Origin of the sequence: Pseudomonas sp. WP18, from assembly GCF_036689585.1 — a bacterium.
GTDB lineage: Bacteria > Pseudomonadota > Gammaproteobacteria > Pseudomonadales > Pseudomonadaceae > Aquipseudomonas > Aquipseudomonas chlororaphis_E.
In genome coordinates this window covers 4,527,729-4,554,419 of sequence record NZ_CP144758.1, presented here as the reverse complement: position 1 = coordinate 4,554,419, position 26,691 = coordinate 4,527,729, and the positions used below count along the sequence as shown (strand labels likewise).

Genomic DNA, 26,691 nt, shown 5'->3' with positions numbered 1-26,691 from the left:
GCGGGTTTTCTTTTGCCGCTAAAACCGGATCAGTTGGTTTTAGGCGCTGTAGCGGGGGCTTGTTCCTGCGCGGCGGCTTTGTTCGCTTCGGCCTGATCTTTGGCTGCTTCGGCGTTTTCTTTCGCGGCGTCGTTCACTTTATCCTGTGCTTTGTTCATGTCTTGCTGAGCTTGCTCAGCGTGTTGGTTGGCATCTTGAGCTTTGTCCTCGGATTTTTTATCGCAGGCAGCGAGACCCAGGGAGGCGGCCAACATCAAGGCAATAGCTAAAGTCTTACGCATGGGGTGTTTCTCCTTATGGAAATAACTACTGGCCTTTTGAGCACAGCCCCGGAGATTAAGTTCCAGCGTTGTCACAGATATATAACGTTGCCGTGCAATGGAACTTTATCGGTCACGGCTGATATCAGCTTTCGTCACTTATCCGAGCATTAATCACATGGCCGAAGACCCCGTTTTTGAGCGTGCGACACGTTTTTTGTCGGCGCTGCGGCATTGCCAGGTATTGGGTTTGAAACTCCACAGTGCCAGCCCTGAAGGTTTGACGGTGATCCTGCCGTTCAGCCCCCGAATCGTCGGAAATCCCCTGACCGGCATCATCCACGGTGGCGCATTGACGTCTCTGATGGACACCGCGTGCGGCATGTCGACCCTGTGCGTGCTCCCGCAATTCGAGGTCTGCCCGACCCTGGACCTGCGCATCGACTATATGCACGCCGCCGAACCCCACAAGGACGTCTACGGTTTTGCCCAATGCTATCGGGTGACGCCGGATGTGATCTTCACCCGTGGAATCGCCTACCAGGACGATCCCGAGCAACCCATCGCCCATGTGGTGGGCACGTTCATGCGCCTGGGCCAGCATGCCAGGGGCATCCCCCCGCGCAGCCCGTCCGTCGCGGTGGGCACGCCATGAGCGAGATCACCCGCGAACACCTGCGCCAGGCCTGCGAGCAGGGCGACTACGCGCTGCTGCTGGCCTCGATCCCTTACGCACAGCTGATTGGCGTCGAATGCTCGCGCGAGGGCGACGGGTTGCTGTTTCGCCTGCCAGCCAACCAGGACAACATTGGTAACCCTTTACTCCCGGCGATCCATGGTGGGGTCATCGCCGGCTTCATGGAGCTGGCGGCGGCCGTTCATCTGCTGATCGCCACCGGCGTGCCGAGCGTGCCGAAGATCATCGATTTTTCCCTGGATTACCTGCGCGCCGGCCAGTTTCGCGACACGTACGCCCGGTGCCAGGTCTGGCGCCAGGGGCGCCGGGTTGCCAACGTCGCGATCACGGCCTGGCAGGACGTCGAGGCCGAACCGATCGCCACCGCTCGGGCGCATTTCAAGATCCAGGAGCCCGGGAAAGCCGATCGCCCTTGAAATCATCCGGGTTGCCCCCACCTTGTGGACATCCCGCCGCCAATCTCAGCGAGGCGGACACCACCATCCACTTGGAGTTTGATGACCATGAGCGTGGAAACTCAAAAGGAAACCCTGGGCTTCCAGACCGAGGTGAAGCAACTGCTGCACCTGATGATTCACTCGCTGTATTCGAATAAGGAAATTTTCCTTCGCGAGCTGATCTCGAACGCCTCTGACGCCGTCGACAAGTTACGTTTCGAAGCCCTGTCCAAGCCTGAGCTGCTTGAAGGTGGCGCCGAACTGAAAATCCGTGTGAGCTTCGACAAGGACGCCAAGACCGTCACCCTCGAAGACAACGGCATCGGCATGAGCCGCGAAGAGGTGATCACGCACCTGGGCACCATCGCCAAGTCCGGCACCGCCGACTTCATGAAGAACCTGTCGGGCGACCAGAAGAAGGATTCCCACCTGATCGGCCAGTTCGGCGTCGGTTTCTACTCGGCGTTCATCGTTGCCGATCGTGTGGAAGTGTTCAGCCGCCGTGCCGGCCTCGCCGCGAGCGAAGGCGTGCACTGGTCGTCCAAGGGCGAGGGCGAGTTCGAAGTCGCCACCGTCGACAAGGCTGATCGCGGCACCCGCATCGTGCTGCACCTCAAGTCCGGCGAAGACGAATTCGCCGATGGCTGGCGCCTGCGCAACATCATCAAGAAGTACTCCGACCATATCGCGCTGCCCATCGAGCTGCCGAAGGAAGTCACCGCCGCCGAGGGCGAAGAGAAGCCTGAAGTGGAGTGGGAAACCGTCAACCGCGCCAGTGCCCTGTGGACCCGTCCACGCACCGAGGTGAAGGATGAGGAATACCAGGAGTTCTACAAGCACATCGCCCACGACTACGAAAACCCGCTGAGCTGGAGCCATAACAAGGTCGAAGGCAAGTTGGAATACAACTCGCTGCTGTACGTGCCGGCCCGCGCGCCGTTCGACCTGTACCAGCGCGAAGCGCCACGCGGCCTGAAGCTGTACGTGCAGCGTGTGTTCGTGATGGACCAGGCCGAATCGTTCCTGCCGCTGTACCTGCGCTTCATCAAGGGCGTGGTGGATTCCAACGACCTGTCGCTGAACGTCTCGCGGGAAATCCTGCAGAAAGATCCGATCATCGACTCGATGAAGTCGGCGCTGACCAAGCGTGTCCTGGACATGCTGGAGAAGCTGGCGAAGAACGAGCCGGAGCAGTACAAGAGCTTCTGGAAGAACTTCGGCCAGGTGATGAAGGAAGGCCCGGCCGAGGACTTCGCCAACAAGGAAAAAATCGCCGGCCTGCTGCGCTTTGCCTCGACCCAGGGTGACGACGGCGAGCAGATCGTGGGCCTGGCCGATTACCTGGCTCGCGCCAAGGAAGGGCAGGACAAGATCTACTACCTGACCGGCGAGACTTATGCACAGGTCAAGAACAGCCCGCACCTGGAAGTCTTCCGCAAGAAAGGCATCGAAGTGCTGCTGCTGACCGACCGCATCGACGAATGGCTGATGAGCTACCTCAGCGAGTTCGACGGCAAGAGCTTCGTGGACGTGGCGCGGGGCGACCTGGACCTCGGCAACCTGGATTCGGAAGAAGACAAGAAAGCCGCCGAGGAAGTCGCCAAGAGCAAGGAGGGCCTAGTCGAGCGGATCAAGACCGCCCTGGGCGATGCCGTCAGCGAAGTGCGAGTCTCGCACCGCCTGACCGACTCCCCGGCGATCCTGGCCATCGGCGAGCAGGACCTCGGCCTGCAGATGCGCCAGATCCTCGAAGCCAGCGGCCAGAAAGTCCCGGACTCCAAGCCGATCTTCGAATTCAACCCGGCCCACCCGCTTGTGGAGAAGCTCGACAACGAACAGAGCGAAGAGCGCTTCGGCGACCTTTCCCACATCCTGTTCGACCAGGCCGCCCTGGCGGCGGGCGACAGTCTGAAGGACCCGGCGGCCTATGTGCGCCGCCTGAACAAGCTGTTGGTTGAGTTGTCAGCTTAAGCAGTGCAGGAAAAACCCGCTTCGGCGGGTTTTTTCATTTCTGGTGTTCCATTTAGAAAGGAGTGGATCATGAGTCAGGTAACGGTTCGTCCGCTGGTCTATCAGATCGAAGGCCAAACCTATGAAGGTCGCCTGGCCTTCGACGTCAGCCAACAGGGTTCGCGTCCGGGGTTGTTGATGGCGCCCAATTGGATGGGCGTGGGGGCAGGGGCCGAAGAGATCGCCCGGTCGGTGGCGGCCAATGGCTACGTGGTATTGATTGCCGACCTGTATGGGCAGACGGTGCGCCCGGGCAATGCCGACGAGGCCGGGGCGGCGATGATGCCCCTCAAGAATGATCGCGCCCTGCTGCGCAAGCGCATGCAAGCGGCGTTCGAGCAACTGCAAAGCCAGGGCGAGGCGCAGGTCGACACGTCCAGGCTGGCTGCGTTCGGCTTCTGCTTCGGTGGCTGCTGCGCCCTGGAACTGGCCCGCAGCGGTGCACCGCTCAAGGCCGCCGTCTCGTTCCATGGCTCATTGGATACGCCTAACCCGGCGGATGCGCACAATATCAAGGGCGCGGTCCTGGTGATGCACGGCGCGGCCGATCCGTTGGTGCCGAAAGAGCAACTGCCGGCCTTCGAAGACGAAATGACCGCTGCCGGTGTGGATTGGCAACTGCTGAGCTACGGCGGCGCGGTGCATTCGTTCACCGACCCTCACGCCAACGTCCCGGGTAAGATGATGTACAACGCCAAGGTTGCCGCTCGCGCGTTCAGGTCGATGCATAACCTGCTGGACGAAGTGTTCAAGGGCTGATGTTGTGCCCGGCTTGGCACGTTTTTAGTGTCAAGGCTGGCCCCTTCGCGAGCAAGCCCGCTCCCACATTGGATCTGTGCTTACCCACACGGTATGGGTAGCTCGATCATTGTGGGAGCGGGCTTGCTCGCGAAGGGGGCCTGACATCCAACATGGGATTCAGGGCAACTCGATCCGCTCGTTTTCCCCTGGCACTGTCGGCCAGTCCCCGGCCGCCCAGCGCCGGCGGGCTTCATCGATGCGGGCCGGGTCGCTGGAGACGAAATTCCAGTTCATCCGTCGCGGCCCGTCCAGCGGCGTGCCGCCGAACAGCACGGCATGACAGTCGCTGTCGGCGAACAGGGTCATTGTTTGCCCGGCCGGCAGGATCACCAGCGCATGGGGCTCCAGCGGCTCGCCGTCCAGCAGCGCCTCGCCGCTCAACACATACAGTGCCCGCTCCTCATGTTCGGTGGGGATCAGCAGGGTCGTCGCGGTTTGCAGGTTCAGTTCGGCATACAGCGTCGGTGACAGCACCGGCACTGGCGACTCCAGGCAGAAACCCGAGCCGGCGATCATGCGGATGCGCACACCCAGGTTGTCGCTGACCGGCAGGCTGTGCGCCGGATGATGGCTGTAGTGCCCGGGGCCCTGTTCGTGGGCCTTGGGCGAAGCCAGCCAGACTTGCAGGCCGTGGAGGCTGAAACCACTGGCCAGCAACGGGGCGGGAGTGCGTTCGACATGGGCGATGGCGCTGCCGGCGGTCATCCAGCTGACATCCCCGGCGTTCACCACCTGGTCGGAGCCAAGGCTGTCCTTGTGCTGTAACTGGCCCTCGAACAGGTAGGTGAGGGTGGACAGGCCGATGTGGGGATGTTGGCGAATGTTCATGCCTGTACCGGCCGGGTAGTGGGTCTGCAGCATGTGGTCGAAAAACACGAAGGGCCCGACGCTGCGGCATTGGGCGGACGGCAGCGGACGCAGGATCGGCTGGCCTTCGACATCTTCGGCGCGGGGGCGAACGATCAAGGGGGCGGTCATGGGGCTTCCAGGTTGAGCAATGGAGGCTCGCAGCATAACCCGCCATCGCCTTCCACGGCACAGGCGGCTGAACCCGAGCGGGACGAGAGGGGTCTATGCTGTTCATGGCCTTTGGAGTCTGCCTGTGTCCTTGTCCCGCCTGATGGTTGCCGGGTTGCTGGCGGTGTCCAGCAACGCCGTCTTGGCCCGCGAATACGCCTACAGCGATGCGCACCTGCACTATGTCGATTTTTTCCAGGAAACCGCCGGGATGCCCAAGCTGCTCCAGGCGATGGCCGACAATCGCATCGAACATGTGATGATCTCCGGCATTCCGGTGGCCAAGAAATGGCACGAAGACGAGCCCAAGCGCCCGCGCTACTACGCCGGTGACGATGCGGACGCCTACTGGTACAGCGCCACCGATGTGATCGTGGCCGCGGCGGTGAGCAAGCTGACCGCCGAGCAACGCCCGCATTTCCATCCGTTCCTGTCGGGCTTCAACCCCAACGACAAGAATTCCGACGCCCACATCCAACGCATGCTCGACCTGTACCCGGGGCTGTGGCAGGGCATCGGCGAAGTGTTCACCCGCCATGACGACCTCACGGCATTGACCTCGGGCGACACGCCGCGCGCCAACAACGAGGCCATGACACGGATCTATCATCTGGCGGCCGAGAACGACCTGCCGGTGATGCTGCATTCGAACATCACCTCCAAGCGTGAGAAAAATCCGCTTTACCTGGCCGAAATCGAAGAGCCGCTGCGCAATCACCCGCACACGCGCTTCATCTGGGCCCACGCCGGCACCAGCAAGGAAATCCATCGACACCAGAAGCAGTTGGATTTTCTCCTGCCGACCCTGACCCGGCTGCTGGAATCCTACCCGAACCTGTACATCGACTTGTCCTGGAGCCTGCTCACGCCGTATCTGCTGGACGAGACAGGCAAGCCCCGTCAGGCCTGGGTGGAGCTGGTAGAGCGTTTTCCAGAGCGGTTCATGGTGGGGTCGGACGTGGTGGGCCGTTTCAACAAGGTGGGCAAGGAGCTGCGCAGTTTCGACCCGTTCCTGGATGCCTTGCCGGAAGACGTGGCCAGGAAGGTGGCGCGGGATAATTTCCTGGCGGTGTTGCCGCGCTCCGTCCCCAAATGAGCAAGCGTTGTAGCAATGGAGAATGACTTTTTGTCATCAGCCTGTCACCACGGCGTCATACCCTCGCGCTCATCTCAATCAAGGAGCGCACTATGCACCTCACCCGTTCAAGCGCACTGGTCGCGCTGTTGTTGACCTGCGGCCTGGCGCAGGCCGAAGTCCGTGTCGAAGGCCCGGTGGAATACGGCGTGTTCGAAGGGCCCAAGGCCGAACTGCAATCGGGGGAGCGGGTCCTGCGTCGCAGCAACGAGCAGATCCGCCAGACCGAGAGCGTACCGGCCAAGCTGGGCACCAAGTTCGGCATGCGTTACCAGTTGGCGGGCAAGGTCGCGGATGACCAGCCATTGACGCTCCTGTACTTCACTCCGGGGATCCGCACCCCCGATGGCGTGCGTCACGACAAATTCGAAGTCGTGCAGAAGCTGGTGCCTGGTGCGCCACAGGATGTTATGGCCTATGAGTTCACCGAAAGCCATGAGGTGGTGCCGGGGGAGTGGCGGTTCATGGTGTTCCAAGGGGATCGGTTGTTGACCCAGCAGCGGTTCGTGGTGCGCTGATACCCATTCATCTATTGGAGTGTGGGAGCGGGCTTGCTCGCGAAGGCGGAGTGTCAGCCAGCCTGTCTGTAGCTGATGCACCGCTTTCGCGAGCAAGCCCGCTCCCACAGGGAATCGCTGTGAATGCACCCTTCCCACAGCGGGACTGCGCTGCGTTCAGCCGGCATAAAAAAACGCCCCGAACCAGTCGGGGCGTTTTCCTGTGTGATGTAGCGGTGGGGCTTACTTGCCCTGCCAGCGCTTGAGGACCAGGGTGGCGTTGGTGCCGCCGAAGCCGAAGCTGTTGCTCATCACGGTGTCGATGGTGGCGTCTTCGCGCGTCTTGGTCAGGATTGGCATGTCGGCCACTTCCGGATCCAGTTCGTCGATGTTGGCCGAGCCGGCCATGAATTTGCCTTCCATCATCAGCAGGCAGTAGATCGCTTCGTGAACGCCAGCGGCGCCCAGGGAGTGACCCGACAGGCTCTTGGTGGAGCTGATGGCCGGGGCCTTGTCGCCGAACACTTCGCGCACACCTTTCATTTCCGCGACGTCGCCGACCGGGGTCGAGGTGCCGTGGGTGTTCAGGTAGTCGATTGGCGTGTCTACGGTGGACATGGCCATCTGCATGCAGCGGATGGCGCCTTCACCGCTTGGCGCGACCATGTCGTAGCCGTCGGACGTGGCGCCGTAGCCCACGATTTCGGCGTAGATCTTCGCGCCACGGGCCAGGGCGTGTTCCAGCTCCTCGACCACCACCATGCCGCCACCGCCGGCGATGACGAAACCGTCACGCTTGGCGTCGTAGGCGCGGGAGGCTTTGTCCGGCGTGTCGTTGTACTGGCTGGACAGGGCGCCCATGGCGTCGAACAGGAACGACTGGCTCCAATGTTCTTCTTCACCGCCGCCGGCGAACACGATGTCCTGCTTGCCCATCTGGATCTGCTCCATGGCGGTGCCGATGCAGTGGGCACTGGTGGCGCAGGCCGAGGAGATCGAGTAGTTCAGGCCCTTGATCTTGAACGGGGTGGCCAGGCACGCCGAAACGGTGCTGCCCATGGTGCGGGTGACGCGGTACGGGCCCACGCGCTTGACGCCTTTTTCGCGCAGGATGTCCAGCGCTTCCATCTGGTTCAGGGTCGATGCACCGCCGGAGCCGGCGATCAGGCCGGTACGCACGTTGGACACCTGCTCGTCGGTCAGTCCGGAGTCAGCGATGGCGTCCTTCATGGCCAGGTAGGCGTAGGCCGCCGCGTGGCCGACGAAACGGTAGATCTTGCGATCGATCAGTTCTTCGAGATTGAGGTCAATGGAGCCGGAAACCTGGCTACGCAGACCCATTTCGGCGTATTCCGGGTTGAACCGGATGCCAGGGCGACTTGCACGCAGGTTAGCGGTGACGGTCTCTTTGTCATTGCCCAGGCACGAAACGATGCCCAGACCAGTGATAACGACGCGGCGCATGCGGATAACCCTTAGAAGTTGTCAGTGGAGGTGAAAACGCCAACCCGGAGGCCTTCGGCGGTGTAGATCTCGCGCCCGTCCACGGCCACCGAACCATCGGCAATGGCCATGTTCAGCTTGCCCTTGAGGACGCGTTTGATATGAATGTTATAGGTGATTTTCTTCGCGGTCGGCAGGACCTGACCAAAGAACTTCACTTCGCCCGAACCCAGGGCGCGACCACGGCCCGGCAGACCCTGCCAGCCGAGGAAGAAACCGACCAGTTGCCACATGGCATCGAGGCCCAGGCAGCCCGGCATCACCGGATCGCCTTCGAAATGGCAGGCGAAGAACCACAGGTCCGGAGTGATATCCAGCTCGGCGACCAATTCACCTTTGCCGTACTTGCCACCCTCTTCGCTGATATGGGTGATGCGATCCACCATCAGCATGTTCGGGGCGGGCAGTTGCGCGTTACCTGGGCCGAACAGCTCACCGCGACTGCAGCGCAGCAGATCTTCCCGGGTAAAGGCGTTTTGTTTGGTCATGCGAGCTCCTCAATAGTCCCCTGCGGCAGGGTGGGGCAAATCTTCCCGGTCGATCGAAGCGGTCATGCCTCGAATCGACAGCCTACTCATAGACTATTGCGTTGTAGTGAAAGTCACAGCACACGGGAAATGAATGTACACCTGTGCACTGAAATTTTTATTCAAGCCCCAATCGAGGCATGTTCGGGTGCCTAAGACTGCCGCACTTTCGCCTTTCACGCCAGTCGCAGATGGTCCTAGCCCACCCAGCGCTGCAGAATCTGCTGCAGGTCAATCCGTTTGAACGGCTTGGCCAGGTAGTCGTTCATGCCGGCGGCCAGGCAGGCTTCGCGGTCGCCCTGCAAGGCGTTGGCGGTCAGGGCGATGATCGGTACTGCGTCGCGCCCCGGCAACCGGCGGATCTGGCGCGTGGCCTCGTAGCCATCGATGATCGGCAGCCGGCAATCCATGAGGATCGCCTCGAATGCCTGGCTTTCGGCACTGCGCACGGCCTGGGCGCCGTCGGTGGCGACACTGACGGTGAAGCCCAGGCTGCGCAGCATGGCCTGGGTGACGGTCTGGTTCACCGGGTTGTCCTCCACCAGCAGGATGTTGCGGCCCGCGCCGTCGCCTTTGTCGGCCGGCTGCTGCGCCGCCAGCACCGGCGGCGTCTGCCGCGACAGCGCCAGCGGGATCTCCAGGGTGAACACCGAGCCGTGGCCTTCCTCGCTCTGGGCGCGCAGCGTCCCGCCCATGCGTTCGGCCAGGGTGCGGGCGATCGGCAGACCGAGGCCGGTGCCGCCGTAGCGCCGGGAAATCGAGCTGTCGGCCTGCTGGAAGGCGTCGAACATGCGCTCCAGGGTCTCGGCGGCAATCCCGATGCCGCTGTCGCGCACGGTGCAGGTGAACCACAGCAGCTCGTGGTCGAGGGCCTGCCACTGGCATTGCACGGTCACTTGGCCTTGCTCGGTGAACTTCAGGGCATTGCCGATCAGGTTCACCAGGATCTGGCGTATGCGCGTCGGATCGCCCTGGACCTGCAAGGCCTGCATGTCCTCGGGAATCAGCAACTCCAGGCCCAGCTGGCGTTGTGCGGCGCTGTGCTGGAACGACTGGGCGCAACTGCCCACCAGTTCCGCCAGGTTGAACGCAATGTGTTCCAGTTCCAGGGCCGAGCGTTCGATGCGCGAGAAGTCGAGGATGTCGTTGATCACCTTGAGCAGGTGCTCGGTGGACTCCGACGCCAGGGTCGTGTACTCGTGCTGCTCGTCGCTCAGGCGGGTGGTTTCCAACAGTTGCAGCATGCCCAGCACGCCGTTCATGGGCGTGCGCAATTCATGGCTCATCATCGCCAGGAACTCGGACTTGGCGCTGTTGGCTTTTTCCGCTTCCTCACGGGTCTGGATCAGTTGCGCGATGGTCTGGTGCTGTTCCCGGCTGGCTTGCTCCAGGCCGTCGGCCAGGTTGTTGATGTGCCGTGACAAGGCCCCCAGTTCCGCGTCGTCGACGACGGGCAGCGGGGTGCTGTAGTCCCCTTGCTGGATGGCTTTGACCGCGTTGCCGATGTCACGGATCGGCTGCGACAGGTCGGTCGCCAGGCGGCGTGCCACCAGGAAGGTGAACAGCAGGGCGAACAGCGCCAGGATCGCCGCCTTGAACAGGATCTCCTGTTGCCGCTGGCTGAAGGCGTCGCTGGACATGCCGACGATCACTCGGCCCAGGTAATCCTCCACCGGCGCCTCGACGGATGTGCTGTTGCCCTGCAGGAAGTCATTGTTCAGTGTGATGCGTTGCAGGCGCACCGGGGACTGGAAGACCTCGATCTGCTGGGAGTGGCTGCGGGCCTGCTCGGGTTGTTCGACGTACACCAGCACCTTGCCGGTGCTGTCCTGCACTTCGAGAAAGCGCACGTGGGGCGTCGCCAGGGTCGCCGTGAGCAAGCTTTCGAGGACATCGTTGTTACCGGAAATGACGCCATACTCCGTGGCCGGCGCCAGTTGGTTGGCGATCAGTTGCCCGGTGTGATTGAGTTCCTGGCGCAAGTCCTGGATCCGCACGAAGGTGAAGAAGCTGATCAACAGGACGGTCAGCAGCAACGCCGGGCCGAGGGCGATGAGCTGGGTGCGGGTGTTGATGTCCCAACGGCGACGCAAGGTCATGGGCGGTGTTCTCCTTCGGCCAACGTTGCAGCGACGGATTCGGCATCAATCGGTTCGATCCCCAGCGAGCGGGTGACCTGGCGGTTGCCCAGGACTTTGAAACGGGCCGGGTACAACGTGCGCGGCCAGGTCGTGGCGGGGCGATCGAGCAGTTCGTCGAGGATCGCCAGCCAGTCGTCCTGGTCGCTGTAGGTGCTCGCCAGGCTGCCGGCCTTGACGAAGGCGGCGCTGGGGCCGATCAACGGTCGTTGCCGGGCGTAGCTGCTGAGCAACAGGTTTTTCACGGTCTTGGGGTTGTACAGGTCGGGGTCGTCGAGGCCCAGCAGCACGTCGCTCTGGCCCAGCAGGTTTTGCAGGGGGCGGCTGTCAGCGGTGTCGTCCCAGCGTTCGGTGACGATCTCCAGGCCCAGCGGCGCGGCGGCCTGGCGGATGTCGTTGAGCAAAAACTCGCTGTGCCCGTCGTACAGCACGCCGACCCGACGCAACTGCGGCAGGATCGCGCGGATCAGGCGCAACTGCCGCGCCACCGGCGGGTCGCTCCATAGCAGGCTCAGGTGATTGGGCGTTGCCTCGCCCAGGCGGTCGCGGGCTTGCAGCCGGCTGATGCGCAGAACCAGTGTGGCCGGCCCGCGGGTGTCTTGCAGGCGCCAGTCCAGGCTGGGCAGGTCGAGCAGGACCAGGCGGACATTGGCGGGCAGCTTATCGGGCGTCGGCAGGCTGGCCAGCGGCGTGAATCGCACACTGTCTTCCGGACGCAGGGCTTTCAGGGCCTGGGTAAAGGACTGCACGCCGGGGCTGTCCTCGGCGCCGGTGAGCACGATCTCGGCGGCCCGGGCCTGGATCGCCGTCAGCCCGACCATGAGCAACAGCCCCAGCGCCAGCCTTCGGCAGCCACGCAATGGCGTCCTTCGTGCAGGGGCCCGGCACATTTAGAAGGACAACTCTGCGCTGAAATACAGCACATGGCGGGAATCGTAGCGGTTGTCGACGAACGTGGTCGGTTCGTCGTCCAGGCGCTGTTGCAGGGTGCCCGCCAATTCCAGGCTGGCCTTGCCCAGGGGAATGCGCCGGGCGACCCGCGTGTCGACCCGTTCGAAGCGGTAGCCGTCCAGGGCGTTGGCGGCGTAATAGAACACCGCGCTGTTCCAGCCCTGGCCCCAGTCCCGCAGCCAGCCGGCCGAACCGCTGTTGCGGGCGGTCAGTTGCTCATCGAGGGGGTTGCTCGCCTGGGCGTCGACGTAGGCGTAGGTCAGACGCAAGCGGTCGGCGCCGGTCATGCGCCAGTCGAACTGGGTTTCAGCCCCGGAGAACTGTGACTGGTTGCTGTTGCTGGCGATGTATTGGTTGTTGCGCAGCGGTTCGCTGATCATGCCGGTGATTTCGTCGTGGAACAGCTTGACGTCGACAGTCAGGCCCAGGTCCATGAAATAGCCGTTGTAGCCCAGCTCCCGGGAACGCATGTGTTCCTGTTCCAGGTTGCCCGGGCCACGGGTCACGACGAAATAGCGGGCGCTGCGCTGGCCGAAGGCGGACGGCTGCAGATTGGTGACCTGGTAGCTCCAGTTGACGTTGTTCTCGAACATGTCCGGCGAGCGCACGGCTTCGGAGTAGACCGCGCGCAGGCCATGGCGCGGGGTGATCAGGTAGTTGACGGCCACCCGGGGCGTCAGCGAGCTGCCGGTCAGGCGCGCGTCCTCGAACATGGCGCCGCCCTGCAGCAGCCAGTGTTCGCTGGCCCGCCATTCGAGTTGGCCGAACAGGCGCCAGGTGGTGTCGTCCAGCGTGCCGTTGAAGTACGTCTCGGAGTCGGCCCGGTCGTAGCGGTAATTCGCCCCGGTCACCAGTCGCAGGCTGTCGGACAGGCTCAGGGTGTCCTGGATTTCCAGGTCGTAGCGCGATTCACGGGTGCTCTGGTCGATGTCCCCGCACAGGGTTTGCGAGGCGCCGTTGCGCCACTGGTCGATCACCTGGTTGGCCAGTGCCTGTTCCTGCGGCGTGCCGCCGGGTGGCGCGCCGGTGCGGGTGAAGGACGGCATGTTGCGCGCCAGCTTCTCGGCGTAGTTGGGGTTGAGCTGCCACAGGTCGGTCAGTTGCGGGCTGAAGGAGACTTCGGCGTCACAGGCCCGCCAGGTCTGCTGGCGATCCCAGTGCTGGATCGAGCCTTGTACATAAAGGCTGTGGTCGGGGTCCAAGTCGAGGTTCCAGCGCAGCGAACCGGCGTAGTCCTTGGCGATGACGTCGGAGTTATCCCCAGCGGCGGTGATCCCGGCAAACACCGGGTGGTAGGTGTAGGGCCGCTGGTTGGTGCCGTCCTTGGCGTTCAATTGCCAGTCGATGCTCTGTCGTTCGTCCAGGGTCTGGCTGACCGACAGGTTGAAGCGCTCCAGGCGACGGCTGTCGCGGTAGTCGGCCCCGTTGCGGTCACTGTCGAAACCGTCGTCTTCCTGGCCGGACAACGACAGGCGCAGGTCGCCGCCTTCCCAACCGCTGCCCTGGCTGGCGTACCAGTCGCTGATGCCGCGCTGGCCGCGCGTGATCTTCAGGCGGGTGCCGTGGCTGTCGGCCGGGGCGCGGGTGATGATGTTGACCACGGCCATCAGCGCGTTGGCGCCGTAGCTGACGGTGTTGGGCCCCCGGAAGACTTCGATCCGCTCGATGTCTTCCATGGCCACCGGAATGTCGCTCCAGTCCACGGTGGCCAGGCCGGCGCGGTACACCGAGCGGCCGTCGATCAGCACCTGCATGCGCCGGGCTTCGCTGGCGTTGGTGCCGTGGTAGTTCACGGCGGCCTGGTTGCCGCTGATGTTGCCGACCATCATGCCCGGCACCAGCCGCAGCAGCTCGCTGATATCGCGGGCGCCGCTGGCCTTGATCAATTCGCTGTCGAGCACGGTCATGCTGCCGGGCACGGCCGCCGGCGATTGCTTGAGCCGGGTGGCCGTCAGCACCTGGGGCAGGGGCTGGCTGTCCACGAACAGGTCGTCGCCCAGCACTGGCGGGCTGATGATCAGCGCCAATAGCAGGGTCGAACCGGAGCGGGAAGGGCCAACGGGCACGGTGCAGCCTTTGATAATAGGAGAATGGCGCGCATGGTAACTGAGCTGAACGACTTTTCCATTCACGTTGACAGCATTTTCCTAGGAATTGATGGTCAGCTTCCTACAGTCGTCGGTAATTGTTGCCGGGGCTGGTCGCGCTGCGGCCGCTCCGTATAATGCCCCGCATTGCCACTTGGTATGGATGAACGGATTGCATATGACTGATCAGCGCCCGATTGCGGTCCTGGGAGGCGGGAGCTTCGGAACCGCCGTGGCCAACCTGCTGGCCGAGAATGGCCACCCGGTGCGCCAATGGATGCGTGACCCGGAGCAGGCCGAGGCCATCCGGGTCAACCGCGAGAACCCGCGTTACCTCAAGGGCATCAAGATCCGCCCGGAAGTGGAACCGGTCACCGACTTGCAGGCGACCCTCGACGACAGCGAGCTGTTTTTCGTCGCCTTGCCGTCCAGCGCCTTGCGCGCGGTCCTGGCGCCCCACGCTGAACGCCTGAGCGGCAAGTCGTTGGTGAGCCTGACCAAGGGCATCGAGGCGCAGACGTTCAAGCTGATGAGCGAGATTCTCGAAGACATCGCCCCCAAGGCCCGCATCGGGGTGATTTCCGGGCCGAACCTGGCGCGCGAGATCGCCGAACACGCGCTCACCGCGACGGTGGTGGCCAGTGAAGACGAAGCGCTGTGCCAGCAGGTCCAGGCTGCGCTCCATGGCCGCACCTTTCGCGTCTATGCCAGTGCCGATCGCTTTGGCGTGGAGCTGGGCGGGGCGCTGAAGAACGTCTATGCGATCATCGCCGGCATGGCGGTGGCGCTGGGCATGGGCGAGAACACCAAGAGCATGCTGATCACCCGGGCGCTGGCGGAAATGACCCGCTTTGCCGTCAGCCAGGGCGCCAACCCGATGACGTTTTTGGGCTTGGCCGGGGTCGGCGATCTGATCGTCACCTGTTCGTCACCCAAGAGCCGCAACTATCAGGTCGGGTTTGCCCTTGGCCAGGGCCTGAGCCTTGAAGAAGCCGTCTCGCGCCTGGGCGAAGTGGCCGAGGGGGTCAACACCCTCAAGGTGCTCAAGGCCAAGGCCCAGGAGGCCGGGGTGTACATGCCGCTGGTGGCCGGGTTGCATGCAATTCTGTTCGAGGGGCGTACGCTGGAACAGGTGATCGAATTGCTGATGCGCGGCGAGCCGAAGACCGACGTCGATTTCATTTCCACCAGCGGTTTCAACTGAGTCTTTTGACCGCAAGCAGGAGCGAGCCATGAACGATCCGAAAGGACAACCCCAATACGAATCCATCCTGCTGCGTGTGCTGTGGATGGTGATCTACCTGCTGGTCTGGCAGGTGGCGCAGTTCATCCTGGGCGCCGTGGTGCTGGTGCAGTTGATCTATCGGCTGATCTACGGCGCGCCCAGCGCCAGCCTGATGAATTTCGGTGACAGCCTGAGCCAGTTCCTGGCGCAGATCGGCCGTTTTGGCACTTTCCACAGCGACCAGAAGCCATGGCCGTTCGCCGATTGGCCCACTCCGCGCACGCCCGAAGGTGAAGCGCCGCACGTCGTGGCGCCGGCCGCGCATCCGGTCCGGGACGAAGAGCCCAAGCTATGAAACTCTGGGTATTGCGTCATGGCGAGGCCGAGCCCTACGGCAACTGTCCCGATCCCGAGCGGGCCCTGACCGAACACGGGCGCGAGCAAGTGCTGCACAGTGCCGCGCACCTGATCGGCCAGCCGTTGGCGGCCATTTACGTCAGCCCGTACCGGCGTGCCCAGCAGACCGCGCAACTGGTGCGCCAAGCGCTGGGGTTCGAGCCGCAGCTGATCACGGTCAACTGGCTCACGCCGGAGACACGGCCGCAAAAGGTTTTGGAACACCTGGCGGACCAGGCCCCGGTGCTGCTGGTCAGCCACAACCCGCTGGTGGGCAGCCTGCTGGGCCTGCTGCAACACGGCCACCTGCAACAACCCGAACAGGTGCAGACCGCCGGCCTGGCCGAACTGGAAGGCGACCTGCCGCTGGCCGGGGCGATGACGCTCAAGGCCCTGCGGCACCCCTAGGCTGTGTTTGAAAAGTCTTGAGACGAAGGTCAGGCAAGGCGAAAACCGGCGAGGAACGGCCGGGGTCGCGCTCGACTTTACTGGAGTAAATGAGCATTCCGAGCCGGTTTTCAACGCAGCATGAACGAGTATCAAGGCTTTTCAGACAGAGCCTAGGCTGTGTACGAAATGCAAGCGGCCACAATAACAACGATAAAGGAATGAACACGATGAGTCTGTGGCGCAACACCCCCAACCTCGAACAACTCAACGCCGCCGGTAAAAACACCATCAGCGAAGTGCTCGACATTCGTTTCGAGTCGTTCGACGACGAGTCCCTGACCGCGAGCATGGTGGTCGATCACCGCACCCACCAACCCTTCGGCCTGCTGCATGGCGGCGCGTCGGTGGTGTTGGCCGAGACGGTCGGGTCCATGGCCGCTTACCTGTGCGTGGACACCAGCAAGTTCTACTGCGTGGGCCTGGAGATCAACGCCAACCACCTGCGTGGCGTGCGCAGCGGACGGGTCACCGCCACGGCACGGATGGTCCACCTGGGCCGCACCACGCAGGTCTGGGACATCCGCTTGACCAACGACGACGGCAAGCTCAACTGCGTATCGCGCCTGACCATGGCGGTGGTGCCGCTCGGCGAGCAACCGCCGGCGCGGTGAAGCGCTGGGAGCTGCAAGCTATCAACTTGAGGCTTGCAGCTTCTGTCTATAGCCCAAGCTCGACTGTCATCATTCCTGGCAGTTACGGTCATTGCCGCGTCGGGGGCTTGTGCGCAGAATCGGTGCCAGTTCCCCCAATGGATCGGCTGTCATGTCGCAACAGGTATTTTTCGCCCACGCCAACGGTTTCCCCTCGGCCACCTACGGCAAGCTGTTCGCCGCGCTGGCGCCGCAGTACGAGGTCGCGCACCTGGAGCTGCACGGCCACGATCCGCGCTTTCCGGTGGACGACAACTGGCACAACCTGGTGGACGAATTGATCCATCACCTGGAACGCCAACCGGCGCCGGTATGGGGTGTCGGCCATTCTCTGGGTGGCGTGCTGCACCTGCACGCGGCGTTGCGATGCCCGCACTTGTACCGAGGCGTGGTCATGCTCGATTCGCCGGTGCTGACCCGCACCGACCGGTGGGTGATCCTGGCCGCCAAGCGCCTGGGCTTCATCGATCGCCTGACCCCAGCCGGCCGGACCCTGGGCCGGCGCGAGGAGTTCGCCGACCTGGCCTCGGCGCGGCAGTATTTCGCCGGCAAGACGCTGTTCCGCGGCTTCGACCCGGATTGCTTTGACGCTTACCTGCAACACGGCCTGCAGCCGGTGGGCGACCGCTTGCGGCTGCGCTTCGACCCGGCCACGGAAATCAGCATCTATCGCGGCGTGCCGCACACCAGCCCGGGCCGGCCCCGCACGCTCCAGGTGCCGCTGGCAGTGGTGCGTGGCCGGCAGAGTCGCGTGGTGATGCGCCATCACACTCGATCGGTGCGGCGCATGCCCCATGGCGAAGCCCTGAGCATGCCCGGCGGCCATATGTTCCCCCTGGAGCGGCCGCAAGACACGGCCAACCTGCTCAAGGACCTGTTCCAGCGTTGGCAGGGGCATCGCCCATGAGCACGGTCGAAGAGGTCCGCCTGAGCCTGCCGCATATCGAGTTGGCAGCCCACCTGTTCGGCCCGGAAGAGGGCCGTCCGGTGATCGCCCTGCACGGCTGGCTGGACAACGCCAACAGTTTCGCCCGGCTGGCCCCGCGGCTGGCGGGCTTGCGGGTCATCGCCCTGGACATGGCCGGCCATGGTCATTCCGGGCATCGGCCGGCCGGTGCCGGTTACGCGCTCTGGGACTATGCCCATGACGTGCTGCACGTCGCCGAACAACTGGGCTTGAAACGTTTCGCCCTGTTGGGGCACTCCATGGGCGCCATTGTTTCGCTGGTGCTGGCCGGCGCCTTGCCGGAGCGGGTGACGCACCTGGGGCTGATCGACGGCGTCATCCCGCCCACCGCCCAGGGCGATGGCGCGGCCGAACGCATGGGCATGGCCCTGCAAGCGCAAATGGATTTGCAGCACAAACGCAAACCGGTCTACAAAACCCTCGACCGGGCCATCGAGGCACGCATGAAAGGCCTGGTGGCGGTCAGTCGCGAGGCGGCCGAGCTGCTGGCCCAGCGCGGACTGATGCCGGTGCCTGGTGGCTACACGTGGCGCACCGACAACCGCCTGACCTTGCCATCGCCGCTGCGCCTGACCGACGAGCAGGCCATGGCGTTCGTGGCACGGGTCGCCTGTCCCGCGCACCTGGTGGTGGCGGCCGACGGCATGCTGGCCCGGCACCCGGAGTTGCTGGAGCGTCTACCCTTCAGTCATGAGCAGTTGCCGGGCGGCCATCATTTGCACCTGAATGACGAAGGCGGCGCCGCGCTTGTAGCAGACTGTTTCAATCGGTTCTTCAGCGTTTCTTGACTTGCGCCGGGCAACTGTCGAGGCTGGGCGGGTTGAAAGGGAGACAACCATGACAGACCGCTGCTTACCCGCCCCGTGGTGCACCGACGACGCTTGTCGCGTCCGGGCGCTCCAGGCCACGTCGATCCGATGAAATCATCCGTCCATTCACTCGTCCTGCTGGCGCTGGCCTGCTTGGGCCCGGCATCGTTCGCTGCCGATGTGCCGGGCAGTCGCGACCTGGAGGGCGTGCCACGCATGCCCGATGCCCAGATCGTCGATTACCGGCAAACCAATGACCTGGAACGCGTCTATCCCATGGGCTCGATCCGCCGAATCAGTGGCCAGTTGCGTTTCGACGGCCAAGTCGACGCCCGGGGCAACGTGACCTCGGTCACCTACGAACTGCCGCCCGAACATTCCGCGACCCAGGCCTTCACGGCGGCGCGCGAAGCGTTGCAGAAGCAGGGTGCCGAGCTGTTGTTCTGGTGCCAGGCCCGCGATTGCGGAGAAAGCAGCCTGTGGGCCAACGAGGTCTTCGGCAACGCCAAGCTCTACGGTGCCGACAACGGCCAGGCCTACCTGCTGTTGCGCCTGGCGCCCCCGGCGGACAACACCTTGATTGCGCTCTATGGCATCACCCGCGGCAATCGCAAGGCCTACCTGCACGTCGAACAGTTTGCGGCGAATGCCGCGCTGGGGGATTTGCTGCCCACCTCGGCGACCCTGCTGCGCCAGCTCAAGGACACCGGGGTGCTCGACTTGCCGCGCCTTGGCGGTGAGCCGGACGATACCTGGCTGCGCCTGTTGTCCCGGGCATTGAACCTGGATACGGGGCTGCGGGTCAGTATTGCCGGCCCTCGGGCCGAAGCGTGGCGGCAGGCGCTGGCGGGCCAGGGGGTGCGGGCCGCGCGCCTGGAAACCGCCAGTGGCGACGCGGCGGGCCTGCACCTGGAACTGCTGCGATAAGCTGTGGCGGGTCGCGGGCCTCACGCCGTGGCCCGCCCTGGACATTTTTCGAGACCTTACATGCTCAATAACGATCGGCTGTTGGTGCAGATTCTGCTCCTGGTGTTGTTCGGCGCAAGCCTCTGGGTGATGGCGCCGTTCTGGTCGGCGCTGTTCTGGGGGGCGGTGCTGGCGTTTGCCAGTTGGCCGTTGATGCGCCTGCTGACCCGCTGGGTCAATGGTCGCGAGTCCCTCGCGGCGGGGCTGTTGACGGTGGGGTGGATGCTGTTGGTGGCGGGGCCGCTGGTGTGGCTGGGGTTCAACCTGGCCGATCATGTGCGCGATGCCACGGCGTTCATCCGCGACGTGCAGGTCGATGGCCTGCCCGACGCACCGGCCTGGCTGGGCGGCTTGCCGCTGGTGGGTGGGCGGCTGGTGGCGATCTGGAACAGCATCGACCAGCAGGGCGCGGCGATGATGGTCACCCTCAAGCCGTACCTGGGACAGGTCGGCAACTGGTTGTTGGCCCGCAGCAAGCAGATTGGTGGCGGCATGCTCGAACTGACCCTGAGCATCGTGTTCGTATTTTTCTTCTATCGCGATGGCCCGCGCCTTGCGGCGTTCGTCCATGGATTGCTGGAGCGCCTGATCGGCGACCGCGCCGGTTACTACATCGAGTTGGTGGCCGGGACGGTACAACGGGTGGTCAATGGCGTGATCGGCACTGCGGCGGCCCAGGCCCTGCTGGCCTTGATCGGCTTCCTGATCGCTGGCGTGCCGGGCGCGCTGGTGCTGGGGATCGTCACGTTCCTGCTGAGCCTGATCCCCATGGGCCCGCCGCTGGTCTGGATTCCGGCCACGGCCTGGCTGGCGTGGAAAGGCGAGTACGGGATGGCGGTGTTCCTCGGCATCTGGGGCACGTTCATCATCAGCGGCGTGGACAACGTGCTCAAGCCCTACCTGATCAGCCGGGGCGGGAACCTGCCGTTGGTCATCGTGCTGCTGGGCGTGTTCGGCGGGTTGATTGCCTTCGGCTTCATCGGCCTGTTCATCGGCCCGACCTTGCTGGCGGTGGCGTACAGCCTGTTGACGGACTGGAGCAAAAGCCAGGCACGCTAGCTTGAACAGCACCTTCCGGAACCCAAAACCGTGGCGAATCGGGCGGCCCAGCGGGCGCCGGCGCCCTCGCCACGGAGTCTTCTAAGCCCTGAGGTCGACGCGTAGCCTGACGCCCTCGCCGCCAGGTTCGCCGTCGTCTCAGGTCGCCACGTTCAGGTGCTTGCCCACGGTCGCGACGCTGTCCAGCGAGTACTGCCGGCTGAGGTTGGCGATCATCCTGCCCAAGGCCTCGCTGGCACTGTCCTGGTCGGTGGTGCTGTCGCTGTCGCGGTTCGCCTGCAAGGCGCTGGTCAGTTCGCTGGCGGTGATGCTGCCGTCGTCATCGGCATCGAGCTGGCTGAACAGCTCGTCGCTGGAGGCCTGTTGAGGGGGCGGCGGTGGGGCGAGGCTGGCGGCGAGTTCGTCGGCGCTGACGGTGCCGTCCTCATTCTTGTCCAGGGCCGAGAACACCTGTTGGCTGTCGGCATTGCTGCCGGCACTGGCCAGACCGCTGCTCAATTCGTCGCTGCTGACCACGCCGTCACCGTCGGTGTCCAGGGCGCTGAGCAACGCATCGGCCAGTTCGGTATCGGGCGCCTGGCTCCGCGGTGGCGGTGGTGGCGGGGCCATCGCCGCCATTTCCTCGCTGCTCAAGTCACCGCTGCCGTCACTGTCCAGGTCGTCGAAGTTGTCGCTCAGGCTGACCAGGATACCGTCGTCGCTTTTTTGCGACAGGGCGCTGCTCAGTTCATCCTGGTCGATCGAACCGTCGTCGTTGCTGTCGAGCCGGCCAAGCAGTTCCTTCTGGAATGACTGGCCGTGGGCACTGTGGGTCGAGGTATTGCTGGTGCTGGTGTATGACGCGTAATTGCTGGCGCTGACGCTGCCGATCATGGGCACTCTCCTTGGGCTGGTGTTGCCGGCGGGTGCACCGGCTCAAGCAGCGTCGGCGGGCCAGTTGTCGTGGGTGTGTGGCGTTTGTATCGCAGGCCATACACAGCCCCGGCTCACCCTTGAACCCTGTGGGAGCTGGGGGCTCAGGTGCGTGGCAGGTGGATGACGGCCGTCAATCCGCCGCCCGGTGTTTCTTCCAGGTTCAACTGCCCGCCGAGGCGTTCGGCGGCTTCCCGGGCGATGGTCATGCCCAGGCCGACGCCGCCGGAGTTGCGGTTGCGCGAGCCTTCCAGGCGATAGAAGGGTTCGAACACCGCTTCACGCTTGTCTGGGGCAATGCCGGGGCCGTGGTCGATGACCCGGATCAGCACCCGGTCGCCCTGGTCGTCCAGGGTGATCAAGGCGTGGCCCGCATAGCGCAGGGCATTGTCCATCAGGTTGTTGACGCACGAGCGCAGCGCCATCGGCTGCACGTGCAGCGGCGCGCACGCGCCACTGGCCTGTACGTCGGCGCCCTGGTCCTGAGCGTTTTCGCTCAGCGATTCCACCAGGGCCTGCACGTCCATCCATTGCAAGGCTTCGCTGGTGCGCTGTTCATGCAGGTAGGTGAGGGTGGCATCGAGCATGCCGATCATGTCGTCCAGGTCCTGGCGCATCTGGCCTTGCAGCTTTACGTCGTCGATCTGCTCCAGGCGCAGCTTGAGCCGCGACAGCGGCGTGCGCAGGTCGTGGGACACCGCGCCGAGCATGCGTGAACGCTGCTGCACCTGCTCGCGAATCCGTTGCTGCATCAGGTTGAACGTATGGGCGGCCTGGCGCGCCTCGCGTGGGCCGTCTTCGGCCAGCGGCGGGCTGTCGAGGTCTTCGCTCAGGCGTTCGGCGGCGTTGCTCAGGCGCTGGATCGGCCGGGTCAACAGCTTGGCGCCATACCAGGCGGCCACGATCAGGAACACGAACTGCAACGTCAGCGGCACCACCGGGCCGCCGAACCACGGACGCTCGGCATGCTCGGGCGGTGGGCCGAAGGGCGGAGGGCCGTCGCCATGCTGGGTAAACCCGGGTGGCGGTCCGGGCGGCGGTTTGTCGTAGACGGAAAACCAGGCAAAGGCCAACAGGTGCGCCAGGACAATCGCCAGCAGCAGGACGCCAAACAGCCGGCCGAACAGGGAGTCGAGGCGCAGCCGCATCAACCGATGTCCCGGGCGTCGAACAGATAGCCCTCGCCACGCACGGTCTTGATCAATTGCGGGGCCTTCGGGTCGTCGCCCAGTTTCTGGCGCAGGCGCGAGACCAGCAGGTCGATGCTGCGGTCGAACGCCTCGATGGAGCGTCCACGGGCGGCGTCCAGCAGTTGTTCGCGGCTGAGCACCCGGCGCGGTCGTTCGATGAACACCCATAGCAGGCGGAACTCGGCGTTGGACAGCGGCACCACCAGCCCGTCGAGGGAAATCAGTTGGCGCAGCACGCTGTTGAGCCGCCAGTTATCGAAGCGGATGTTGGCCCGTTGTTCGCTGCGGTCGTCGCGTACCCGGCGCAGGATGGTCTGGATACGGGCCACCAGCTCCCTGGGCTCGAACGGTTTTGCCATGTAGTCATCGGCACCCAGTTCCAGGCCGATGATGCGGTCGGTGGGTTCGCAGCGGGCAGTGAGCATCAGGATCGGGATGTCCGATTCGGCCCGCAGCCAGCGGCACAATTGCAGGCCGTCTTCACCGGGCAGCATCAGGTCGAGCACGACCACGTCGAAGTGCTCGGCCTGCAACGCCTGGCGCATGGCCGCGCCATCGGTCACACCGCTGGCGCGTATGCCGAAGCGGGCCAGGTAATCGATCAGCAGTTCGCGGATCGGCACATCGTCGTCGACGATCAGCGCCCGGGTGTTCCAGCGCTTGTCGTCGTCGCACGCTTTGTGATCATCGGCATTTGCAACAGGGGTGTTCTGCATGGATGCATCATCTGCCAGGTAAGCTGCCAATCGCAAAGGAGGCGGCAAGGTTGAGGCTTCAGCATAGGCTTCGGACCGTGAGGCGTGAAGCGCTGAAAGGACGGGGTGCGGCGGCAGACGGTAGCGTGCCGGCGTATTGGGGGCGTATCAGCCCTGTATCGACTTCGACACAAAGGCCGGGATCGTCCATGCTCGGGGTGGACGCGGTGAGATTTACCGATCATCGGGTCCCCCAGCGGCGCTGGTTCCGCTACAATGCGCGCCGATTTCGACTTGCCTGAGAGCCCGCTCATGTCCGCCTGCCAGACGCCCATCATCGTCGCCCTGGATTTCCCTACCCGTGACGCCGCCCTTAAGCTGGCCGACCAGTTGGACCCCAAGCTCTGCCGGGTCAAAGTCGGCAAGGAACTGTTCACCAGTTGCGCGTCTGAAATCGTCGGCACCCTGCGTGACAAGGGGTTCGAGGTGTTCCTGGACCTGAAATTCCACGACATTCCCAACACCACCGCCATGGCCGTGAAGGCCGCGGCCGAGATGGGCGTCTGGATGGTCAACGTGCACTGTTCCGGCGGCCTGCGCATGATGGCGGCCTGCCGCGAAGTGCTGGACCAGCGCAGTGGCCCGCAACCGCTGTTGATCGGCGTAACCGTGCTGACCAGCATGGAGCGCGAGGACCTGGCCGGGATCGGCCTGGACATCGAGCCTCAGGAACAAGTGCTGCGCCTGGCAGCGCTGGCCCAGAAAGCGGGTCTGGACGGTTTGGTCTGCTCGGCCCTGGAAGCCAATGCACTGAAGACCGCGCACCCGTCGCTGCAACTGGTGACCCCGGGGATTCGCCCGGCGGGCAGCGCCCAGGACGACCAGCGCCGTATCCTGACCCCGCGCCAGGCGCTGGACGCCGGTTCCGACTATCTGGTGATCGGCCGTCCGATCAGCCAGGCCGTCGATCCGGCCCAGGCGCTGGCGGCGGTCGTGGCCGAACTGGCCTGACCTGATACCGAAGATCCCTGATGTGAGAGCGAGCTTGCTCGCGATAGCGGTATGTCAGTCAATATCAATGTTGACTGACAGGGCCCCTTCGCGAGCAAGACCGCTCCCACATCAGGTGTTTTGTGTCAGACCTTGAGTACCAACTTTCCGAAGTTCTCCCCGCTGAACAGTTTGGTCAGGGTTTCGGGGAACGTCTCCAGGCCTTCGACGATATCTTCCTTGCTCTTGAGTTGCCCCTTGGCTATCCAGCCCGCCATTTCCTGGCCGGCGGCGGCGAATTGCGCGGCATGGTCCATGACCACGAAGCCCTCCATGCGTGCCCGGTTGACCAGCAGCGACAGGTAGTTGGCAGGGCCCTTGACCGCTTCCTTGTTGTTGTACTGGCTGATGGCGCCGCAGATCACCACGCGGGCCTTGAGGTTCAAGCGGCTGAGCACGGCATCGAGGATGTCGCCGCCGACGTTGTCGAAATACACGTCCACGCCCTTGGGGCATTCGCGCTTGAGGCCAGCCTGGACGTCTTCGCTCTTGTAGTCGATGGCCCCGTCGAAGCCCAGTTCATCGATCAGGAACCTGCATTTGTCGGCCCCGCCGGCGATCCCCACCACGCGGCAGCCCTTGAGCTTGGCGATCTGCCCGGCAATGCTGCCTACCGCACCGGCGGCGCCCGACAGCACGACCGTCTCGCCGGCCTTTGGCGCGCCCACATCCAGCAGGGCGAAATAGGCCGTCATGCCGGTCATGCCCAGCGCTGACAGGTAGCGCGGCAGCGGGGCCAGTTTCGGATCGACTTTGTAGAAACCCCGTGGCTCGCCGAGGAAGTAATCCTGCACCCCCAGCGCGCCGTTGACGTAGTCCCCCACCGCAAACCCCGGGTTGTTCGACGCAATCACCTGGCCAACCCCCAGGGCCCGCATCACCTCACCGATGCCCACCGGCGCGATGTAGGACTTGCCCTCGTTCATCCAGCCGCGCATGGCCGGGTCCAGGGACAGGTATTCGTTTTTCACCAGGATCTGGCCGGCGGCCGGTTCGCCGACCGGTACTTGCTGATAAGTGAACGTCTCGCGGGTCGCCGCGCCCACCGGGCGCTTGGCGAGCAGGAATTGGCGATTGGTCTGGGCAGTCATGGCTGGCACTCACGATGAATGAAGCCTTGTTGATAGCCCTTCGAGACGATTGCCGCAAGGTTTGCCGGCCCAGCGAATGCACTTCGATCCAACGCAGTGATAGTGGCGCCGGGCTCGTTATCACTGGCGCCCATGAGCCACCCACCGGCGCCTGGATAGTGCTGCCGCGCTGCACGGGGCCGTGGCTACACTGGCGAAACATCGCATTCTTCGAGGAACTGACAATGAGCATGACGTTTTCCGGGCAGGTCGCCGTGGTCACGGGCGCTGCCGCAGGCATTGGCCGGGCGACCGCCCAGGCCTTCGCCGCGCAAGGCTTGAAGGTGGTGGCGGCCGACCTGGATGTGGCGGGCGGCGAGGGCACGGTGCAGGCGATTCGCGAGGCGGGCGGCGAGGCGGTGTTCGTGCGTTGTGACGTGACGCAGGAAAGCGATGTGCAGAACCTGATGAATGAGGTGATCCAAGCCTACGGTCGTCTCGACTACGCCTTCAACAACGCCGGGATCGAGATCGAGAAGGGCAAGCTGGCCGACGGCACCGTCGATGAGTTCGACGCCATCATGGGGGTCAACGTGAAGGGCGTCTGGCTGTGCATGAAATACCAGTTGCCGTTGCTGCTGGCCCAGGGCGGCGGGGCCATCGTCAATACGGCCTCGGTGGCGGGCCTGGGTGCGGCACCGAAAATGAGCATCTATGCGGCCTCCAAGCATGCGGTGATCGGCCTGACCAAATCGGCGGCCATCGAGTACGCCAAGAAAAAAATCCGCGTGAATGCGGTGTGCCCGGCCGTGATCGACACCGACATGTTCCGGCGAGCCTATGAAGCGGACCCGAAGAAAGCTGACTTTGCTAATGCCATGCACCCGGTGGGACGGATCGGTAAAGTCGAAGAGATTGCCAGCGCCGTGCTGTACCTGTGCAGCGATGGCGCGGCCTTTACCACCGGCCATTCCCTGGCGGTGGACGGCGGTGTCACGGCGTTCTGAGGACGTGTCACCTGGCTTGTAGGAAAAAGCCCGCACTGGTTGCGGGCTTTTTCTTGGTTGGTCGAAAAAGCACCGACGCGGTCCATCAAAGTATTTCAAAGGGTGTGAAACGGCTGCTTTGGCGGGTTTGTCGTACATCGCCGCAGGGCCGCCTGTGCTTAACTGTTTCCGGAAATAAACAAACG

At 63.9% G+C, this 26,691-nt stretch carries 27 protein-coding genes; 16 read left to right on the top strand and 11 right to left on the bottom strand.

Annotation, left to right across the window (positions count from 1 at the left end):
• Positions 1–29: 29 nt before the first annotated feature.
• A complete protein-coding gene (locus V5F23_RS20075) occupies positions 30–281 on the bottom strand; it encodes a hypothetical protein (RefSeq protein ID WP_041024944.1) in 252 nt (83 codons plus the stop codon).
• A gap of 157 nt (positions 282–438) precedes the next feature.
• Here V5F23_RS20075 and V5F23_RS20070 point away from each other — a divergent pair, with 157 nt between their 5' ends.
• From V5F23_RS20070 to V5F23_RS20055, 4 genes are all read left to right on the top strand, one after another.
• Positions 439–915, top strand: a complete 477-nt coding sequence (locus V5F23_RS20070) for a PaaI family thioesterase (protein WP_042732019.1) — start codon at positions 439–441, stop codon at positions 913–915.
• The gene (locus V5F23_RS20065; RefSeq protein WP_042732020.1) at positions 912–1,373 is read left to right on the top strand and encodes a PaaI family thioesterase; all 462 of its coding nucleotides are present in this window, start codon (positions 912–914) and stop codon (positions 1,371–1,373) included. Before V5F23_RS20070 ends, V5F23_RS20065 begins: the two co-directional genes overlap by 4 nt.
• Positions 1,374–1,460: 87 nt before the next feature.
• Entirely contained in the window at positions 1,461–3,365 is a 1,905-nt protein-coding gene (gene htpG, locus V5F23_RS20060) for a molecular chaperone HtpG (protein WP_042732024.1), read from the top strand.
• A 69-nt stretch (positions 3,366–3,434) separates the two neighbouring features.
• On the top strand, positions 3,435–4,163 hold the full coding sequence (locus tag V5F23_RS20055; protein ID WP_042732021.1) for a dienelactone hydrolase family protein: 729 nt from the start codon (positions 3,435–3,437) through the stop codon (positions 4,161–4,163).
• A 159-nt stretch (positions 4,164–4,322) separates the two neighbouring features.
• Here the strand turns inward: V5F23_RS20055 and V5F23_RS20050 are convergent, their stop codons facing one another.
• The gene (locus V5F23_RS20050; protein WP_338496247.1) at positions 4,323–5,183 is read right to left on the bottom strand and encodes a pirin family protein; all 861 of its coding nucleotides are present in this window, start codon (positions 5,181–5,183) and stop codon (positions 4,323–4,325) included.
• Between the two features lie 142 nt (positions 5,184–5,325).
• Between V5F23_RS20050 and V5F23_RS20045 the strand changes: the two genes are divergently transcribed.
• Entirely contained in the window at positions 5,326–6,318 is a 993-nt protein-coding gene (locus V5F23_RS20045; protein ID WP_162489264.1) for an amidohydrolase family protein, read from the top strand.
• Between the two features lie 92 nt (positions 6,319–6,410).
• Positions 6,411–6,875, top strand: a complete 465-nt coding sequence (locus V5F23_RS20040; RefSeq protein ID WP_042732938.1) for a DUF3859 domain-containing protein — start codon at positions 6,411–6,413, stop codon at positions 6,873–6,875.
• Positions 6,876–7,097: 222 nt separating this feature from the next.
• Here V5F23_RS20040 and fabB read toward each other — a convergent pair whose 3' ends face one another.
• The 5 genes from fabB to V5F23_RS20015 all read right to left on the bottom strand — a co-directional run bounded on the left by fabB (position 7,098) and on the right by V5F23_RS20015 (position 14,039).
• Positions 7,098–8,318 carry a beta-ketoacyl-ACP synthase I gene (gene fabB, locus V5F23_RS20035; protein ID WP_042732937.1) on the bottom strand — a complete coding sequence of 407 codons (1,221 nt, stop codon included), beginning with the start codon at positions 8,316–8,318 and terminating at the stop codon, positions 7,098–7,100.
• An 11-nt stretch (positions 8,319–8,329) separates the two neighbouring features.
• Entirely contained in the window at positions 8,330–8,845 is a 516-nt protein-coding gene (fabA, locus tag V5F23_RS20030) for a 3-hydroxyacyl-[acyl-carrier-protein] dehydratase FabA (RefSeq protein WP_003204400.1), read from the bottom strand.
• Positions 8,846–9,081: 236 nt separating this feature from the next.
• Positions 9,082–10,983 (bottom strand): ATP-binding protein, encoded by a 1,902-nt coding sequence (locus V5F23_RS20025; protein ID WP_338496245.1) that lies wholly within the window; start codon positions 10,981–10,983, stop codon positions 9,082–9,084.
• Positions 10,980–11,912: an ABC transporter substrate-binding protein gene (locus tag V5F23_RS20020; protein ID WP_047736450.1), complete on the bottom strand. Its 933-nt coding sequence runs from the start codon at positions 11,910–11,912 to the stop codon at positions 10,980–10,982. The genes V5F23_RS20025 and V5F23_RS20020 overlap by 4 nt, the downstream gene beginning before the upstream one ends.
• On the bottom strand, positions 11,913–14,039 hold the full coding sequence (locus V5F23_RS20015; protein WP_042732865.1) for a TonB-dependent receptor: 2,127 nt from the start codon (positions 14,037–14,039) through the stop codon (positions 11,913–11,915).
• Between the two features lie 199 nt (positions 14,040–14,238).
• On the opposite strand from V5F23_RS20015, the gene V5F23_RS20010 reads away from it, so the two are divergent.
• The 8 genes from V5F23_RS20010 to V5F23_RS19975 all read left to right on the top strand — a co-directional run bounded on the left by V5F23_RS20010 (position 14,239) and on the right by V5F23_RS19975 (position 20,582).
• The gene (locus tag V5F23_RS20010) at positions 14,239–15,264 is read left to right on the top strand and encodes an NAD(P)H-dependent glycerol-3-phosphate dehydrogenase (RefSeq protein WP_047736449.1); all 1,026 of its coding nucleotides are present in this window, start codon (positions 14,239–14,241) and stop codon (positions 15,262–15,264) included.
• Positions 15,265–15,292: 28 nt separating this feature from the next.
• Positions 15,293–15,640 carry a DUF4389 domain-containing protein gene (locus V5F23_RS20005; RefSeq protein WP_042732571.1) on the top strand — a complete coding sequence of 116 codons (348 nt, stop codon included), beginning with the start codon at positions 15,293–15,295 and terminating at the stop codon, positions 15,638–15,640.
• Positions 15,637–16,089 (top strand): phosphohistidine phosphatase SixA, encoded by a 453-nt coding sequence (gene sixA, locus V5F23_RS20000; protein ID WP_042732570.1) that lies wholly within the window; start codon positions 15,637–15,639, stop codon positions 16,087–16,089. The genes V5F23_RS20005 and sixA overlap by 4 nt, the downstream gene beginning before the upstream one ends.
• A gap of 209 nt (positions 16,090–16,298) precedes the next feature.
• Positions 16,299–16,742, top strand: a complete 444-nt coding sequence (locus tag V5F23_RS19995; RefSeq protein ID WP_042732569.1) for a hotdog fold thioesterase — start codon at positions 16,299–16,301, stop codon at positions 16,740–16,742.
• 151 nt (positions 16,743–16,893) lie between these two features.
• Positions 16,894–17,688: an alpha/beta hydrolase gene (locus V5F23_RS19990; RefSeq protein ID WP_042732568.1), complete on the top strand. Its 795-nt coding sequence runs from the start codon at positions 16,894–16,896 to the stop codon at positions 17,686–17,688.
• The gene (locus V5F23_RS19985; RefSeq protein ID WP_042732567.1) at positions 17,685–18,536 is read left to right on the top strand and encodes an alpha/beta hydrolase; all 852 of its coding nucleotides are present in this window, start codon (positions 17,685–17,687) and stop codon (positions 18,534–18,536) included. Before V5F23_RS19990 ends, V5F23_RS19985 begins: the two co-directional genes overlap by 4 nt.
• Positions 18,537–18,665: 129 nt before the next feature.
• Entirely contained in the window at positions 18,666–19,484 is an 819-nt protein-coding gene (locus tag V5F23_RS19980) for a DUF4892 domain-containing protein (protein ID WP_042732566.1), read from the top strand.
• 60 nt (positions 19,485–19,544) lie between these two features.
• Positions 19,545–20,582, top strand: coding sequence for an AI-2E family transporter (locus V5F23_RS19975; protein WP_047736447.1), 1,038 nt, complete (start codon positions 19,545–19,547; stop codon positions 20,580–20,582).
• A gap of 138 nt (positions 20,583–20,720) precedes the next feature.
• Here the strand turns inward: V5F23_RS19975 and V5F23_RS19970 are convergent, their stop codons facing one another.
• The 3 genes from V5F23_RS19970 to V5F23_RS19960 form a co-directional block, all read right to left on the bottom strand.
• Entirely contained in the window at positions 20,721–21,455 is a 735-nt protein-coding gene (locus V5F23_RS19970; RefSeq protein WP_042729945.1) for an EF-hand domain-containing protein, read from the bottom strand.
• A 143-nt stretch (positions 21,456–21,598) separates the two neighbouring features.
• The gene (locus V5F23_RS19965; RefSeq protein WP_042729944.1) at positions 21,599–22,642 is read right to left on the bottom strand and encodes a HAMP domain-containing sensor histidine kinase; all 1,044 of its coding nucleotides are present in this window, start codon (positions 22,640–22,642) and stop codon (positions 21,599–21,601) included.
• Complete coding sequence (locus tag V5F23_RS19960) at positions 22,642–23,400, bottom strand: response regulator (RefSeq protein ID WP_042729943.1); 759 nt, start codon at positions 23,398–23,400, stop codon at positions 22,642–22,644. Before V5F23_RS19960 ends, V5F23_RS19965 begins: the two co-directional genes overlap by 1 nt.
• Positions 23,401–23,691: 291 nt before the next feature.
• Here V5F23_RS19960 and pyrF point away from each other — a divergent pair, with 291 nt between their 5' ends.
• Positions 23,692–24,390 (top strand): orotidine-5'-phosphate decarboxylase, encoded by a 699-nt coding sequence (gene pyrF, locus V5F23_RS19955; protein WP_161796108.1) that lies wholly within the window; start codon positions 23,692–23,694, stop codon positions 24,388–24,390.
• 125 nt (positions 24,391–24,515) lie between these two features.
• Here the strand turns inward: pyrF and V5F23_RS19950 are convergent, their stop codons facing one another.
• Positions 24,516–25,520 carry an NADP-dependent oxidoreductase gene (locus tag V5F23_RS19950; RefSeq protein ID WP_042729941.1) on the bottom strand — a complete coding sequence of 335 codons (1,005 nt, stop codon included), beginning with the start codon at positions 25,518–25,520 and terminating at the stop codon, positions 24,516–24,518.
• Positions 25,521–25,744: 224 nt separating this feature from the next.
• Between V5F23_RS19950 and V5F23_RS19945 the strand changes: the two genes are divergently transcribed.
• The gene (locus V5F23_RS19945) at positions 25,745–26,506 is read left to right on the top strand and encodes an SDR family oxidoreductase (RefSeq protein WP_338496238.1); all 762 of its coding nucleotides are present in this window, start codon (positions 25,745–25,747) and stop codon (positions 26,504–26,506) included.
• The last annotated feature ends 185 nt before the right edge of the window (positions 26,507–26,691 follow it).

Excerpts from the sequence above, each read along its gene's own strand:
- V5F23_RS19950 (WP_042729941.1), bottom strand. The coding sequence starts at position 25,520 with ATGACTGCCCAGACCAATCGCCAATTCCTGCTCGCCAAGCGCCCGGTG.
- fabB (WP_042732937.1), bottom strand. The coding sequence starts at position 8,318 with ATGCGCCGCGTCGTTATCACTGGTCTGGGCATCGTTTCGTGCCTGGGC.
- V5F23_RS19965 (WP_042729944.1), bottom strand. The coding sequence starts at position 22,642 with ATGCGGCTGCGCCTCGACTCCCTGTTCGGCCGGCTGTTTGGCGTCCTG.
- V5F23_RS20025 (WP_338496245.1), bottom strand. The coding sequence starts at position 10,983 with ATGACCTTGCGTCGCCGTTGGGACATCAACACCCGCACCCAGCTCATC.
- V5F23_RS20055 (WP_042732021.1), top strand. The coding sequence starts at position 3,435 with ATGAGTCAGGTAACGGTTCGTCCGCTGGTCTATCAGATCGAAGGCCAA.
- V5F23_RS19990 (WP_042732568.1), top strand. The coding sequence starts at position 16,894 with ATGTCGCAACAGGTATTTTTCGCCCACGCCAACGGTTTCCCCTCGGCC.
- V5F23_RS20070 (WP_042732019.1), top strand. The coding sequence starts at position 439 with ATGGCCGAAGACCCCGTTTTTGAGCGTGCGACACGTTTTTTGTCGGCG.
- V5F23_RS20075 (WP_041024944.1), bottom strand. The coding sequence starts at position 281 with ATGCGTAAGACTTTAGCTATTGCCTTGATGTTGGCCGCCTCCCTGGGT.
- fabA (WP_003204400.1), bottom strand. The coding sequence starts at position 8,845 with ATGACCAAACAAAACGCCTTTACCCGGGAAGATCTGCTGCGCTGCAGT.
- V5F23_RS19995 (WP_042732569.1), top strand. The coding sequence starts at position 16,299 with ATGAGTCTGTGGCGCAACACCCCCAACCTCGAACAACTCAACGCCGCC.
- pyrF (WP_161796108.1), top strand. The coding sequence starts at position 23,692 with ATGTCCGCCTGCCAGACGCCCATCATCGTCGCCCTGGATTTCCCTACC.
- V5F23_RS19985 (WP_042732567.1), top strand. The coding sequence starts at position 17,685 with ATGAGCACGGTCGAAGAGGTCCGCCTGAGCCTGCCGCATATCGAGTTG.
- V5F23_RS20045 (WP_162489264.1), top strand. The coding sequence starts at position 5,326 with ATGGTTGCCGGGTTGCTGGCGGTGTCCAGCAACGCCGTCTTGGCCCGC.
- V5F23_RS20010 (WP_047736449.1), top strand. The coding sequence starts at position 14,239 with ATGACTGATCAGCGCCCGATTGCGGTCCTGGGAGGCGGGAGCTTCGGA.
- sixA (WP_042732570.1), top strand. The coding sequence starts at position 15,637 with ATGAAACTCTGGGTATTGCGTCATGGCGAGGCCGAGCCCTACGGCAAC.
- V5F23_RS19975 (WP_047736447.1), top strand. The coding sequence starts at position 19,545 with ATGCTCAATAACGATCGGCTGTTGGTGCAGATTCTGCTCCTGGTGTTG.
- V5F23_RS19970 (WP_042729945.1), bottom strand. The coding sequence starts at position 21,455 with ATGATCGGCAGCGTCAGCGCCAGCAATTACGCGTCATACACCAGCACC.
- V5F23_RS19945 (WP_338496238.1), top strand. The coding sequence starts at position 25,745 with ATGAGCATGACGTTTTCCGGGCAGGTCGCCGTGGTCACGGGCGCTGCC.
- V5F23_RS19980 (WP_042732566.1), top strand. The coding sequence starts at position 18,666 with ATGAAATCATCCGTCCATTCACTCGTCCTGCTGGCGCTGGCCTGCTTG.
- htpG (WP_042732024.1), top strand. The coding sequence starts at position 1,461 with ATGAGCGTGGAAACTCAAAAGGAAACCCTGGGCTTCCAGACCGAGGTG.
- V5F23_RS20050 (WP_338496247.1), bottom strand. The coding sequence starts at position 5,183 with ATGACCGCCCCCTTGATCGTTCGCCCCCGCGCCGAAGATGTCGAAGGC.
- V5F23_RS20065 (WP_042732020.1), top strand. The coding sequence starts at position 912 with ATGAGCGAGATCACCCGCGAACACCTGCGCCAGGCCTGCGAGCAGGGC.
- V5F23_RS20040 (WP_042732938.1), top strand. The coding sequence starts at position 6,411 with ATGCACCTCACCCGTTCAAGCGCACTGGTCGCGCTGTTGTTGACCTGC.
- V5F23_RS19960 (WP_042729943.1), bottom strand. The coding sequence starts at position 23,400 with ATGCAGAACACCCCTGTTGCAAATGCCGATGATCACAAAGCGTGCGAC.
- V5F23_RS20005 (WP_042732571.1), top strand. The coding sequence starts at position 15,293 with ATGAACGATCCGAAAGGACAACCCCAATACGAATCCATCCTGCTGCGT.
- V5F23_RS20020 (WP_047736450.1), bottom strand. The coding sequence starts at position 11,912 with ATGTGCCGGGCCCCTGCACGAAGGACGCCATTGCGTGGCTGCCGAAGG.